Source organism: Streptococcus oralis, assembly GCF_004127215.1.
Lineage (GTDB): Bacteria > Bacillota > Bacilli > Lactobacillales > Streptococcaceae > Streptococcus > Streptococcus oralis_BD.
The window spans coordinates 1-14,585 of sequence record NZ_QEWJ01000004.1 but is presented as its reverse complement, the minus strand read 5'-3'; the positions used below and the strand labels follow the sequence as shown (position 1 = coordinate 14,585).

General features: G+C 41.1%; 12 protein-coding genes, 1 tRNA gene, 1 rRNA gene and 1 pseudogene. All 15 read left to right on the top strand.

The features are described 5' to 3' along the window. Positions 1-196 precede the first annotated feature (196 nt). Positions 197-1,903 carry an ABC transporter ATP-binding protein gene (locus tag DF216_RS04250; protein WP_129326074.1) on the top strand — a complete coding sequence of 569 codons (1,707 nt, stop codon included), beginning with the start codon at positions 197-199 and terminating at the stop codon, positions 1,901-1,903. 1 nt (position 1,904) lies between these two features. Then, positions 1,905-3,671 carry an ABC transporter ATP-binding protein gene (locus tag DF216_RS04245; RefSeq protein ID WP_129326073.1) on the top strand — a complete coding sequence of 589 codons (1,767 nt, stop codon included), beginning with the start codon at positions 1,905-1,907 and terminating at the stop codon, positions 3,669-3,671. Between the two features lie 138 nt (positions 3,672-3,809). Beyond that, positions 3,810-4,499 (top strand): gamma-glutamyl-gamma-aminobutyrate hydrolase family protein, encoded by a 690-nt coding sequence (locus DF216_RS04240; protein ID WP_049478403.1) that lies wholly within the window; start codon positions 3,810-3,812, stop codon positions 4,497-4,499. A 172-nt stretch (positions 4,500-4,671) separates the two neighbouring features. Then, positions 4,672-6,021, top strand: coding sequence for a glucose-6-phosphate isomerase (locus tag DF216_RS04235; protein WP_000018239.1), 1,350 nt, complete (start codon positions 4,672-4,674; stop codon positions 6,019-6,021). A 183-nt stretch (positions 6,022-6,204) separates the two neighbouring features. Continuing rightward, on the top strand, positions 6,205-7,005 hold the full coding sequence (locus DF216_RS04230) for an SDR family oxidoreductase (protein WP_038804195.1): 801 nt from the start codon (positions 6,205-6,207) through the stop codon (positions 7,003-7,005). Positions 7,006-7,067: 62 nt separating this feature from the next. Next, on the top strand, positions 7,068-8,894 hold the full coding sequence (locus DF216_RS04225) for a BglG family transcription antiterminator (RefSeq protein ID WP_080639548.1): 1,827 nt from the start codon (positions 7,068-7,070) through the stop codon (positions 8,892-8,894). Further along, positions 8,894-9,391, top strand: a complete 498-nt coding sequence (locus DF216_RS04220; protein WP_033585448.1) for a transcriptional regulator GutM — start codon at positions 8,894-8,896, stop codon at positions 9,389-9,391. Before DF216_RS04225 ends, DF216_RS04220 begins: the two co-directional genes overlap by 1 nt. Continuing rightward, positions 9,388-9,933 carry a PTS glucitol/sorbitol transporter subunit IIC gene (srlA, locus tag DF216_RS04215; protein WP_001015684.1) on the top strand — a complete coding sequence of 182 codons (546 nt, stop codon included), beginning with the start codon at positions 9,388-9,390 and terminating at the stop codon, positions 9,931-9,933. The genes DF216_RS04220 and srlA overlap by 4 nt, the downstream gene beginning before the upstream one ends. Before the next feature lie 13 nt (positions 9,934-9,946). After that, positions 9,947-10,927 carry a PTS glucitol/sorbitol transporter subunit IIB gene (srlE, locus tag DF216_RS04210; protein WP_038804194.1) on the top strand — a complete coding sequence of 327 codons (981 nt, stop codon included), beginning with the start codon at positions 9,947-9,949 and terminating at the stop codon, positions 10,925-10,927. A gap of 98 nt (positions 10,928-11,025) precedes the next feature. Further along, positions 11,026-11,397, top strand: coding sequence for a PTS glucitol/sorbitol transporter subunit IIA (locus DF216_RS04205; protein WP_008808177.1), 372 nt, complete (start codon positions 11,026-11,028; stop codon positions 11,395-11,397). A 196-nt stretch (positions 11,398-11,593) separates the two neighbouring features. Beyond that, positions 11,594-12,070, top strand: a pseudogene (gene pgi, locus DF216_RS04200) (glucose-6-phosphate isomerase); the annotation flags it as partial. Positions 12,071-12,197: 127 nt separating this feature from the next. Continuing rightward, positions 12,198-13,658, top strand: a complete 1,461-nt coding sequence (gene gltX / locus DF216_RS04195; RefSeq protein WP_042901972.1) for a glutamate--tRNA ligase — start codon at positions 12,198-12,200, stop codon at positions 13,656-13,658. Positions 13,659-13,670: 12 nt separating this feature from the next. Beyond that, complete coding sequence (locus tag DF216_RS04190; RefSeq protein ID WP_129326072.1) at positions 13,671-14,105, top strand: cytidine deaminase family protein; 435 nt, start codon at positions 13,671-13,673, stop codon at positions 14,103-14,105. A gap of 113 nt (positions 14,106-14,218) precedes the next feature. Next, a tRNA-Glu gene (locus DF216_RS04185) sits at positions 14,219-14,290 on the top strand. A 231-nt stretch (positions 14,291-14,521) separates the two neighbouring features. After that, positions 14,522-14,585, top strand: a 16S ribosomal RNA gene (locus tag DF216_RS04180); the annotation flags it as partial.

Here is a 14,585-nt window from a genome sequence, read left to right as displayed (position 1 = left end):
TTGTAAGAGTTCTTCCTTTCATTTTACCATAAAAAGCCTTTTCATGCATCATCTGTGGATGAAAGCGTACTAATTTATAATAAGGAGACTTTTTTGACAAGATTCCTCTTTTTTGCTAGAATAACATCAATATGAACGAATGAGAAGGAGCTGACGCAGGATGTCGCTCCCTTTATCTATTTTATTAGGAGGAATTATGCTCATTAAAAAAATAAAAACCTATAAATGGCAGGCCTTGGCATCCCTAGTAATGACAGGCTTGATGGTTGCAAGCTCGCTCTTGCAACCGCGCTATTTGCAAGAGGTGTTAGAGGCATTGTTGGCTGATCAACATGAGGCCATCTATAGCATTGGTGCCTGGTTGATAGGAGTAGCCCTAGTCGGTTTGGTTGCAGGTGGGGTCAATGTGACACTTGCAGCCTATATTGCTCAAGGAGTGTCTTCGGATCTTCGGGAAGACGCCTTTCGCAAGATTCAGACTTTTTCTTACGCTAATATCGAGCAGTTTAATGCCGGCAACCTTGTTGTCCGTATGACCAATGATATCAACCAAATTCAGAACGTGGTGATGATGGCTTTTCAAATCCTCTTCCGTCTCCCTCTTCTCTTTATCGGTTCCTTTATCTTGGCGGTTCACACTCTTCCATCACTTTGGTGGGTAATTGTCCTTATGGTGCTCCTAATCTTTGCACTAACTGCCATTATGATGGGAATGATGGGACCACGATTTGCCAAGTTTCAAACCCTTCTTGAACGGATCAATGCTATTGCAAAAGAAAATCTACGTGGTGTGCGCGTGGTCAAATCCTTTGTACAAGAAAAAGCACAATTTGACAAATTTACTGATGTTTCTGATGAACTTCTCGGTCAAAATCTTTATATCGGCTATGCCTTCTCGGTTATAGAACCCTTCATGATGTTAGTCGGCTATGGAGCGGTCTTCCTCTCTATCTGGTTGGTGGCTGGAATGGCTCAGTCAGATCCATCTGTAGTGGGTTCAATTGCTTCCTTTATCAATTATCTCAGCCAGATTATCTTTACTATCATCATGGTTGGTTTTTTGGGAAATTCTGTCAGCCGTGCCATGATTTCCTTGCGCCGTATTCGTGAGATTTTAGATACCGAGCCAGCGATGACCTTTAAAAATCTCCCAGATGAAGAGTTAGAAGGAAGTCTCTCTTTTGAAAATGTGACCTTTACCTATCCCAATGATGATGAGCCTATTCTGAAAAATGTAACCTTTGATATTGCGCCTGGTCAGATGGTCGGTGTGGTTGGAGCGACTGGAGCAGGGAAGTCCACTCTTGCTCAGTTAATTCCACGACTTTTTGACCCACAGGAGGGTTCTATCAAGATTGGTGGTAAAGATATTCGAAATGTCAGCGAGGGAACCTTGCGTAAAACAGTTTCCATCGTCTTGCAACGTGCTATTCTCTTTAGCGGAACCATTGCAGATAATCTCCGTCAAGGAAAAAGTAATGCCAGCGTGTCAGAACTGGAACGTGCAGCACAAATCGCTCAAGCCAGCGAATTTATCGGACGCATGGAAAACAAATTTGAGAGTCAGGTCGAAGAACGTGGCACCAACTTTTCTGGTGGACAAAAGCAACGGATGTCCATTGCCCGTGGGATTGTCAGCAATCCCCGTATCCTGATTTTTGACGATTCAACTTCGGCCTTGGATGCTAAGTCAGAAAGACTCGTACAGGAAGCTTTGAACAATGATCTGAAAGGGACAACAACCATTATCATCGCTCAAAAGATCAGTTCAGTCGTCCATGCAGACAAGATTTTGGTCTTGGACCAAGGGCGATTGATTGGAGAAGGAAGTCATGCAGACCTAGTAGCTAGCAATGCCGTCTACCGTGAAATCTACGAAACACAAAAGGGAAAGGAGGAATAAAATGAAAACAGTTCGATTTTTCTGGAATTATTTTAAAGTTTACAAGCTCTCCTTTGTCATTGTGATTCTGATGGTTGCGATTGCGACAATTGCCCAAGCCCTCTTTCCAGTTTTTTCAGGCCAAGCAGTCACAGAGCTCGCTAACCTGGTTCTGGCTTATCAAAATGGGACTTCCGAACTAGCCTGGCAGAGTTTATCAGCTCTGATGCTGAATCTAGCTCTAGTTGTCCTTGCCTTAGTAGTGTCTAGCTTGATTTACATGACCTTGATGACCCGTGTGATTGCCGAGTCGACAAATGAGATGCGTAAGGGCCTCTTTGGCAAACTTTCCCGTTTGACGGTTTCTTTCTTTGACCGCCATCAGGATGGGGATATTCTCTCTCGCTTCACTAGTGACTTGGATAACATCCTTCAAGCCTTCAATGAAAGCCTAGTTCAGGTTATGAGCAATATTGCTCTTTACATCGGTTTGATTTTTGTCATGTTTTCAAAAAATGTGACGCTAGCCCTGATAACAGTAGCCAGCACCCCAGTGGCCTTTCTCATGCTGGTCTTCATCGTGAAAATGGCCCGCAAGTACACCAATCTCCAGCAAAAAGAGGTTGGAAAACTCAATGCCTACATGGATGAAAGTATTTCTGGACAGAAAGCTGTTATCGTTCAAGGGATTCAGGACGACATCGTAGCAGGATTTGTGGAGCAAAATGAGCGCGTACGCAAGGCAACCTTTAAAGGGAGAATGTTCTCAGGTATCCTCTTTCCAGTTATGAATGGGATGAGCCTGGTCAATACGGCCATCGTCATTTTTGCAGGTTCGGCTGTCTTGCTGAACGATCCAAGTATCGAAACAACGACGGCCCTAGGTTTGATTGTCATGTTTACCCAATTTTCTCAGCAGTACTACCAGCCGATTATCCAGGTGGCTGCTAGCTGGGGGAGTCTCCAGTTGGCCTTTACTGGGGCAGATCGTATCCAAGAAATGTTCGATGCAGAAGAAGAGATTCGCCCGCAAAATGCACCTGCCTTTACGGAATTGCGAGAAGGTGTTGAAATCAGTCATGTTGATTTTTCTTATGTGCCTGACAAGCCGATTTTGAAAGATGTTAGCATTTCTGCTCCTAAGGGGCAGATGATAGCAGTTGTCGGCCCGACTGGTTCGGGGAAAACGACCATCATGAACCTCATCAATCGTTTCTACGATGTGGATGCAGGTAGCATTTCCTTTGATGGCAAAGACATACGTGACTACGACTTGGACAGTTTGCGGAGCAAGGTTGGTATTGTCTTGCAGGATTCGGTCTTGTTTAGTGGAACGATTCGGGATAATATCCGCTTCGGTGTGCCAGATGCCAGCCAGGAAATGGTCGAAGTAGCTGCTAAGGCAACCCATATTCATGACTACATCGAAAGCTTGCCTGACAAGTATGATACCGTTATTGATGATGAGCAAAATATCTTCTCAACTGGTCAGAAACAATTGATTTCCATCGCTCGAACTCTGATGACTGATCCTCAAGTCCTAATCTTAGATGAAGCGACTTCTAATGTCGATACCGTAACAGAAAGCAAGATTCAACATGCCATGGAGGCAGTTGTAGCAGGACGAACCAGTTTTGTGATTGCCCATCGTCTCAAGACCATCCTCAATGCCGATCAGATTATTGTCCTCAAAGATGGAGAGGTCATTGAACGCGGAAATCATCACGAGTTGCTTAAACTCGGCGGTTTCTACTCGGAACTGTATCACAATCAATTTGTATTTGAATAAGAAAAAAGTTGTCCTCTTGGGCAACTTTTTCTTGCCCATAAAAAATACTTATCACTGTCTTTTAAAAAACATATTAGACAGCAGAGAGCTTGAATGATAAGATAGGGCTATCGTTAGAAAATCGAAAGGAGCCCCATCATGGCTAGAACGGTTGTAGGAGTTGCTGCAAATCTATGTCCTGTAGATGCAGAAGGGAAAAACATTCATTCATCTGTATCCTGTAAATTTGCAGAGAGCATTCGTCAAGTCGGTGGTCTTCCTTTAGTAATTCCTGTAGGGGATGAGTCCATTGTTCGTGATTATGTGGAAATGATTGACAAACTCATCTTGACAGGTGGGCAAAATGTCCATCCCCAGTTTTATGGAGAGAAAAAGACCATTGAGAGCGATGATTACAACCTTGTACGCGATGAGTTTGAACTAGCCCTCTTGAAAGAAGCGCTCCGTCAGAATAAACCAATTATGGCAATCTGTCGTGGGGTTCAGCTTGTCAATGTTGCTTTTGGTGGCACCCTCCACCAAGAAATTGAAGGTCACTGGCAAGGCTTGCCTTTTGGAACTTCTCATACTATTGAGACAGTAGAAGGAAGCGTGGTGGCTAAGTTGTTTGGCAAAGAAAGTCAGGTCAACTCAGTCCATCGTCAGAGTATCAAAGATCTGGCACCTAATTTCCGTGTGACAGCGGTGGACCCTCGAGATCAGACAGTGGAAGCGATTGAGTCTGTCGACGAGCATCGTATTATCGGTTTACAGTGGCACCCAGAGTTCCTGGTCAATGAAGAAGATGGCAATTTAGAATTATTTGAGTATTTATTAAATGAATTGTAACGGTTAGAATCTCTAGCCGTTTTTTTGTCTTATTTCGTTCAAATTTTAATATTGTAACATTTTTTACGCAAATGTTTAAATTATGATAAAATTTGGAAAAATTCAGTATAAAAACTTGAAAAAATCTAAGGTAAGGGTTATGATAGAAGAGAAGAAATTTTGGAGGAATATTATGTCACATATTAAATTTGATTATTCAAAAGTATTAGATAAATTTGTTGCACCACATGAACTAGATTATATGCAGCCTCAAGTGACTGCAGCAGATTCTGCTCTGAGAAATGGTACAGGTCCTGGGGCAGAAATGACTGGCTGGTTGAACTTACCTGAAGAATATGACAAAGATGAATTTGCTCGTATTCAAAAGGCTGCTGCTAAAATCCAATCTGATAGTGAGGTATTGATCGTAATCGGTATTGGTGGTTCCTATTTAGGAGCTCGTGCAGCTATTGATTTCTTGAATAATTCATTTGTAAACTTGCAAAGAAAGGAAGAACGCAAGGCACCTCAGATCCTCTATGCTGGAAACTCTATCTCTTCAAGCTATTTGGCTGATTTGGTAGACTATGTATCAGACAAAGATTTCTCAGTAAACGTGATTTCTAAATCAGGTACAACAACTGAACCGGCTATTGCTTTCCGTGTCTTCAAAGAACTCTTGGTTAAGAAGTACGGTCAAGAAGAAGCTAACCAACGTATCTACGCAACTACAGACCGCGCTAAAGGTGCAGTTAAAGTTGAAGCAGATGCTAATGGCTGGGATACTTTTGTAGTGCCTGATAGTGTAGGTGGTCGTTTTACAGTATTGACAGCAGTGGGGCTCTTGCCAATCGCAGCTGCAGGAGCTGATATCAGCAAGTTAATGGAAGGAGCAAATGCTGCTCGCAAGGCTTATGCTTCTGATAAGTTGGCTGAAAATGAAGCATATCAATATGCAGTTGTACGCAATATCTTGTACCGTAAAGGTTATCTGACAGAAGTTCTAGCTAACTATGAACCATCTCTGCAATACTTCTCTGAGTGGTGGAAGCAACTGGCTGGTGAGTCAGAAGGGAAAGACCAAAAAGGGATTTATCCAACTTCAGCTAACTTCTCAACAGACTTGCACTCTCTGGGACAATTTATCCAGGAAGGTACCCGTATCCTCTTTGAAACAGTTATCCGTGTAGATAAACCTCGCAAAAATGTGCTGATTCCTGAATTGGCAGAAGACTTGGACGGTCTTGGCTACTTGCAAGGAAAAGATGTTGACTTTGTCAATAAAAAAGCTACAGATGGAGTGCTGTTAGCACACACTGATGGTGGAGTTCCAAATATGTTTGTGACACTGCCTGAGCAAGATGAGTTCACTTTGGGCTACACTATTTACTTCTTTGAGTTGGCTATTGCTCTTTCTGGCTACCTGAATGGTATCAATCCATTTGACCAGCCTGGAGTTGAAGCTTATAAGAAAAACATGTTTGCTCTTCTTGGGAAACCAGGCTTTGAAGAGCTGGGTGCTGAGTTGAATGCACGCCTTTGATTCTCATATGCTTTGAGTTCATTTAGAATATAAAAAGATCCACAAGTTCATTTCTTGTGGATTTTTAGTACAAGCCTCTTAATTAGTTTATTATTTTTTTTAAAAGTGTAAAAAAGAGTGTCTTAATTCTTTTATGAAAGCGCTGTATAATTGCCTTGTAAATAAAATTTGAGAGGTATCAAAATGAATGATTGGTTAAACATAAAAGGCAAAACAGTTCTTGTGACTGGCGCGTCATCTGGGATCGGTAAGGCAATCGTTGAAGAATTGCTGGAATTAGGAGTCAATGTAGCGAATTTTGATCTTAGCGACAACGATTTGCGTCACCCGAATCTATTATTTGTAAAAGTTGATGTAACTTCTCGCTCTGAAGTAGAAGAGGGTGTTGCCAAAATAGTTGAAAGATTTGGCAATATTGATGCGGTAGTCAATAATGCAGGGATTAATGTTCCCAGATTATTAATTGATGCAGAAAATCCTAAAGGTCCTTACGAGTTAGACGATGAAACGTTTGAAAAAGTAACAATGATTAATCAAAAAGGTTTGTATTTGGTTAGTCAGGCAGTAGGACGTATTTTAGTGAAAAATGGAAAAGGTGTAATTGTGAACATGGCTTCAGAAGCAGGCTTGGAAGGTTCTGAAGGACAAAGTGCCTATGCTGCCACAAAAGCAGCAGTCTATAGTTACACTCGTTCATGGGCAAAAGAGCTGGGTAAGCATGGTGTACGTGTGGTTGGAATTGCTCCAGGAATTATGGAAGCTACGGGACTTCGAACTCTTTCTTATGAGGAAGCTCTTGCTTATACCCGTGGAAAGACGGTAGAAGATATTCGAGCTGGTTATGCTTCAACTTCAACAACTCCTTTGGGACGAAGTGGTAAACTACGGGAAGTAGCTGACCTTGTAGCATTCTATATTTCAGACCGTTCTAGCTATATAACTGGAGTCACTACAAATATTGCCGGAGGGAAAACTCGCGGTTAAAAAAATGAAGGTGAGGAAGAGAGTTGACCATAGTAAATCGATGGTATAATATTTTAGAAAAAATGGTCTCACAGCCAACTTATTCCTTGGTAGATATGCGCTCAGAGCTGGATATTAGTATGCAAACCTTGCAAAAGAGTATCCAACAATTAAATGATGTTTTGGCTCCGAGTATCCAGATTATCTCACAAGATGATCAGTTAATGTTAGAGGTGTATGACTATACTGAGTTGGAAAGGATTTTATCTGGTAGTTTAAAACGGGAGAGTGACTTCAATTCTTCCAGTAAAAGAATTGCCTATTTACTAAAACGTTTAATTGAGTCAACCTCCCCTCTTCTTATTGACGACTTGGCTGAGGAAGCAGGTGTTAGTAGAAGTACCCTTAATAAGGATTTAAAACAAGTAAAATCTTTGGCAGAGAGTTACTCTATCACTATTTCAGGAAAGCCCAACCGTGGGCTGGAGGTCTTGGGGTCCGAGCTGAATTTGCGCTTGCTCTATATTCACCAAGTGGCCCCTTACTTTGAAGGAAAGACACTCACCGAGGCAACATCTTCTTTTCTGGAGACGCTACTCCAGGAGTATAAAATCCCGAAAGAAACAAAGGAACTCCTTCGAAAGACCATTTCAATTATGGTGGAGCGTATTCATGCATCTAGGGTGTTGAGTTGCCCTATTCCTTACTATAGGAATGATTTAACAGAGACACCTTTGGTTGAAAAATTAATCTATCATATTGAGATGACTTATAAGATTTCCCTCAGTCAGTTTGAGATAGACTTTTTGTGTTTTCCGTTTAATATCCGTTTTATTGACACTTTAAGCAAGCCGTCTTATCAATCTGAACAGCTTGCAAACATTTTTCAAGGGATTGTCAAGAAAGTCAAAGAAACAATGTTGGTTAACTTTGATGATGAAGAATTATTTGAAGAAATCAAGTCTCATCTAGGCTCCTTAATCAATCGACTGATTTTCCATGTGCAAGCTAATGATATATTCCATGGCGAGGTTCAAACTCAATATCCTTTTGCTTTTGAAATGGCGAAAATTGCTGGAGAAGAACTATCTGCAATTTTTGGTTCTGAATTGGAATTATCTGAAATCGGATATCTGGCTTTGTATTTTGAAATGATTTTAAGAAAGCAAAACTCTGTTGTAAATGGTTCTCGCAAGCAGATAGCTGTAGTTTGCACAACAGGAAGAGGAACTGCTGCGATGATTATTCAGCAACTCAGACGAATTCTTGGAAATGATGTAGACATTACTCAGTATTCTGAAGAGGATTTTAATCTGGATTTGAATCAGGACTATTTCGCGATTTTTACGACAGTTCCTCTAAAATATAAAGATTCTAAATCTCCAGTCATTCAAGTTAATCATCTTTTTGATGATCAATGGCTGCAGGAAGAATGGCAGAGGGCCAATGCTTTTCATCAAAAAAATCTAGAAACAGTCAGCTTACGTTTTCTTCGTTTGACTCCCCAAAAAACCTATCAGCAATACTTGCTAAATATGGTTGCAGAGTTAGAGAAACTTCAGATGATTGATGAAGGTTTTAGAAATCGGATAATTGATAGGGATAAAAAACAATCAACCATTTTTGGTGGAGGAATTGCCTTCCCCCATACAATTAACCAGGGTTATGCAAAGACTATTTTAATGTTTGGAAAGCTAGAAGAGCCTTATCAAAAAGGAGATGATTGGATTGAATTTATCTTTCTAGTCGCCATTCCCTCAGAAATTGAAAGCAAAATGGAGAGTGAATTGCTGGAATTGTATGACGACATTTTTCGAATTGCAGGAGAGCCTTCTCTAAAAGAAGCATTGAGGGCTGTAGAAACAGAGACAGAGTTTCTATCATTTTCTAAGAGCAAAGGAGTATTTTAATGAATTCGCTAATAATTTTCGCTGTATTTGTCATGGCAGCTTATATATTTCAAATGTTCCTCGGCTGGCAGCAACTCAAAGACTTCAATAAGACCTATACGATGCTCCGAAAACTGGGGCGCGTAGCGATTGGCAGGAAGTCCGGAAGAATCAAATCCGGTACGATTGTCATGTTCGCGGTTGATGAAAACGGTCGGGTTCTTAAAGCTAGCAAAATGCAAGGAGTCACAATCTTAGCACGTTTTCAAAATATGGACGATTATGTTGGAGAAGACATCCATTATTTTGACAAGTATAATCCTCTTGTGAGAAAAGAAAATAAGTTGATGCAATCAGCCATAGAAGATGCTAGAAAAGTCTATCTTTGGAATGAGGCAGGTATTGAGAAAGAGACAAGTTCATCTGATTCTTTTCTGGGATTCGGCTTTTATGCGAATTACTTACAATTATCTATTAAACAGTTATTTAAAAAAAATAAGAAAGGGAGTTCCTTATGAATCACATTACAAATTTTGCAGAGAGTTTTATGAAACTCTTCCAATTAGGTGGAGAAACCTTTATTAGCTGGATGACAAATATTGTACCGCTTGTCTTGATGCTATTGATTGCAATGAATACCCTTATCGCTTTCTTGGGAGAAGAGAAGGTCAATTCCCTGGCTAAGATTTCTGCCAAAAATCCTGTTAGCCGGTATATGATTTTACCTTTCATTTCTGCCTTTATGCTGGGGAATCCGATGGCAATCAGTATGGGACGTTTCTTACCAGAATATTATAAACCTAGTTTTGTAGCAGCTCAGATGCAGTTCTGCCACACTTCAAATGGTGTATTTCCGCATATCAATCCTGGGGAATTGTTTGTATGGATGGGAATTGCAACAGGAATTCAAACTTTAGGTTTAAGTCAAATGGACTTAGCCATTCGTTACATGCTTGTTGGGCTTGTCATGAACTTTGTAGGCGGTTGGGTGACCGATTTTACAACTGCTTATGTAGCAAAACAGCAAGGTGTTACCTTGAGTAAAACATTTGATTTATAGAAAGAGTGAAATTATGTCATATAAGAGTATAAAAGTTGTTAAAGGAAATGGCGGTTTCGGAGGACCTTTGGTCATTACACCTAGTGAAGCTAAGCATAAATTCATCTATATCACTGGCGGAGGAGAAAAGCCAGATATTGTAGATAAAATTGCTGATTTGACCGGTATGGAAGCTGTTAATGGGTTTAAAACTTCTATCCCAGATGAGGAAATTGCTTTAGCAATCGTGGATTGTGGCGGTACTCTTCGCTGTGGTATTTATCCTAAAAAGGGGATCCCTACAATAAATATTGTCGCTACAGGGAAAAGTGGGCCTCTAGCTCAATATATAACCGAGGAAATCTATGTGTCAGCAGTTGGCCTTAATCAAATTTCTGCTGCTAATGAAGACGAAAAAGCGACAACTGTGGTAACAGAAAAGCCAACTTACGATACTAGTAAAAAAATTACAGAGCAAAAAGCTGAAACAAGTATTGTAGCAAGAATTGGGATGGGCGCTGGGAAGGTCGTTGCGACTTTCAACCAGGCTGCTCGTGAAGCCATCCAAACAATGCTCAACACGATCATTCCTTTCATGGCCTTTGTTTCCTTGCTGATTGGGGTTATTCAAGGTTCAGGTGTTGGAAATTGGCTGGCAAAATTAATGGTTCCCCTAGCTGGGAACATCTGGGGACTCATTTTGATTGGCTTTATCTGTTCCTTGCCATTCCTATCTCCTTTGTTAGGCCCCGGAGCTGTTATCAGTCAGATTATTGGAACCTTAATTGGAGTTGAAATCGGCAAAGGGACTATTCCGCCCCAAATGGCTCTGCCAGCTATATTTGCTATCAACACTCAAAACGGTTGTGATTTCATTCCTGTAGCACTCGGTCTATCTGAAGCCAAGGCTGAAACAGTTGAGGTTGGTGTCCCTTCTGTGCTTTATTCACGCTTTCTCAATGGTGTTCCGCGGGTGCTAGTAGCTTGGATAGCTAGTATTGGCCTTTATCAGTAAACTTTTGATAGATGCACGTAAACATAGCAACTATTATGTTAAACTTATCTATAAGCATAAGTTTATGACAGATTTGAGAAAGGATGAATAGGAATTAGATGAAGAAAATTTTTGAAGCTAAAGTAATTCAAGTGGGGCCTGAAGCTCAGAATATGATTCAAGATGCCAATATGCTCATTTTGTTTGGAGAAGAAGCTCCGGAAGACTTAGCAGAGTATTGTTTTAAAATCGATAACAAAAATCTTCTAGGTGCAATACTAGAAGGTGGAAAGCTGGTGGTAGATAGTCAGGAATATTCGATTACTGCCGTAGGAAATGTAGTAGAAAAAAATTTAACTGGACTGGGCCATATCACGATTTCTTTTGATGGTTCAAAAGAGGGCAGCCTGCCGGGCACTCTCCATGTTGCAGCAGACCAAGCAGTAGTAATTGAAAAGGACTCTACCATTCAGATTTTCGAAACTGCTTGACCATAATAAAATTTCAAATCAAGCAATTTAGAAAAATAAAAGTCTAAAAAATTGATTCAGAGCTTGGACAAAAAGTCCAGGCTTCTGGGTCTAAATTAGAAAAAATAGATGACGCAGTGGTTGATTGGCAAGTCAATCAAACTAGCCAGTCAGTGCAAGGGAATTCCCAGCAGATGGATCCACAAGGGGTGCCTGAACAGAAGGGAAAGACCAAAAAGGTATTTACCCAACTTCAGCTAACTTCTCAACTGACTTACACTCATTGGGTCAATTTATCCAAGAAGGAACTCGTATCATGTTTGAAACAGTTGTCCGTGTTGACAAACCACGTAAGAACGTGATCATTCCTACTTTGGAAGAAGACCTTGATGGACTTGGTTACCTTCAAGGAAAAGACGTTGACTTTGTAAACAAAAAAGCGACTGACGGTGTTCTTCTTGCCCACACTGACGGTGACGTACCAAATATGTATGTGACTCTTCCAGAGCAAGATGCCTTTACTCTTGGCTACACGATCTACTTCTTCGAATTGGCAATCGCCCTTTCAGGTTACTTGAATGCCATCAACCCATTTGACCAACCAGGTGTTGAAGCATACAAACGCAACATGTTTGCCCTTCTTGGAAAACCAGGATTTGAAGAATTGAGCAAAGAGCTTAACGCACGTCTATAATAGAAGAAAAGAGTGGCTTGCCCACTCTTTTTACTCTCTTTATTCGTAGACATTGGACTCAGGCGAGACTTGTGATATAATATAGAAAGCAAAAAGGCAGACGCCTAGAGACTTTATAGGAGAAACTATGTCAAAAGATATCCGCGTACGCTACGCACCAAGTCCAACAGGACTCCTACACATCGGAAATGCCCGTACAGCATTGTTTAACTACCTTTACGCACGCCATCATGGTGGAACTTTTATCATTCGTATCGAAGATACTGACCGTAAACGCCATGTTGAGGATGGAGAACGCTCACAACTTGAAAATCTTCGCTGGTTGGGCATGGATTGGGATGAAAGCCCAGAAACTCATGAAAATTACCGCCAATCAGAGCGTTTGGAACTCTATCAAAGATACATCGACCAATTGCTAGCTGAAGGAAAAGCCTACAAATCTTACGTTACAGAAGAAGAGTTGGCGGCTGAGCGCGAACGTCAAGAAGCAGCAGGTGAAACACCACGTTACATCAATGAATATCTTGGCATGAGCGAAGAAAAAAAAGTAGCTTACATCGCAGAACGTGAAGCAGCTGGTATCATCCCAACTGTCCGTTTGGCTGTTAATGAGTCTGGTATCTACAAATGGCATGACATGGTCAAAGGTGATATCGAGTTTGAAGGTGGCAACATCGGTGGTGACTGGGTTATCCAAAAGAAAGATGGCTACCCAACTTACAACTTTGCTGTTGTTATTGATGACCACGATATGCAGATTTCTCACGTTATCCGCGGTGATGACCACATTGCCAACACCCCAAAACAGCTCATGGTCTATGAAGCGCTTGGTTGGGAAGCGCCAGAGTTCGGTCACATGACTTTGATCATCAACTCTGAAACGGGTAAAAAATTGTCTAAACGGGACACTAACACCCTTCAGTTTATCGAAGACTACCGTAAAAAAGGCTATCTTCCAGAAGCAGTCTTTAACTTTATTGCCCTTCTTGGTTGGAACCCAGGTGGTGAAGATGAAATTTTCTCACGTGAGGAATTGATTAAACTCTTTGACGAAAACCGCCTCAGCAAGTCTCCAGCAGCCTTCGACCAGAAGAAACTAGACTGGATGAGCAACGACTACATCAAGAGAGCTGATCTAGCTACTATCTTTGAAATGGCTAAACCTTACTTAGAAGAAGCAGGGCGTTTGACTGACAAGTCTGAAAAAATGGTGGAACTCTACAAACCACAAATGAAGTCAGTGGACGAAATCGTCCCACTGACAGATCTTTTCTTTGCAGATTTCCCAGAGCTGACAGATGCTGAGCGCGAGGTCATGGCAGGAGAAACCGTTCCTGTTGTTCTAGAAGCCTTCAAAGCGAAACTAGAAGCAATGACAGATGAAGAATTTGTGACAGAAAACATCTTCCCACAAATCAAAGCAGTTCAAAAAGAAACGGGTATTAAAGGGAAAAACCTCTTCATGCCGATTCGTATTGCCGTTTCAGGTGAAATGCATGGACCAGAATTACCAGACACCATTTTCTTACTCGGACGTGAAAAGTCAATCCAGCATATTGAAAACATGCTGAAAGAGATTTCTAAATAAAAAGGACTTCCGATGGATACATGGGAAAAAATGTATGAAGAAGCACGAACCTTATTCAATCCCCATGAAGTTTCTGACTTTGTTTATGCTAACCATGTTGTTGCTGCGGTAGAAGCAGAAGATGGTCAGATCTTCACAGGATTTTGTATGGAGGGCACTTGTGGCGTTTTTCATCTCTGTGCAGAACGAGCAGCTCTCTTCAATATGTATCAATTTTCAGGACAAACTAAAGTTAAGAAAATCCTCGCCTTTCGAGATAAACCTCCCTACGGCGAAGGATCAGGCATGCCCTGTGGCGCTTGCAGAGAATTTCTCTTAGAATTGAATGCTGAAAATAAAGAAGCAGAGTTCATGATGGACTACGAAACAAGAAAAACAATCAAGGCTGCCGAGTTGATCCCTTACTGGTGGGGAGAAGAACGTGCGGCTAATTGGCAAGCCAAATAGAGAGTCGGTTAAACTGGCTCTTTTCTATTATCTTCAAAGAATTTGTATAGGATGGAAAAAAGTTCTTGACAAAGGCAAAAAAGTAGGTATAATAGAAAGAGTTGAAAAGCTCAGGTCCGTTGGTCAAGGGGTTAAGACACCGCCTTTTCACGGCGGTAACACGGGTTCGAATCCCGTACGGACTATGGTGTATCGCAGGGTTGAAAAAAGTAAAAAAAGTTTCAAAAAAGTGTTGACAAAGATCAGCAGCTGTGATATACTAATATAGTTGTCGCTTGAGAGAGAAAGAGTGACAAAGACCTTTGAAAACTGAACAAGACGAACCAATGTGCAGGGCACTACAACTTTAGTTGTAGTACTGAACAATGAAAAAACAATAAATCTGTCAGTGACAGAAATGAGTGAGAACTCAAACTTTTAATGAGAGTTTGATCCTGGCTCAGGACGAACGCTGGCGGCGTGCCTAATACATGCAAGTAG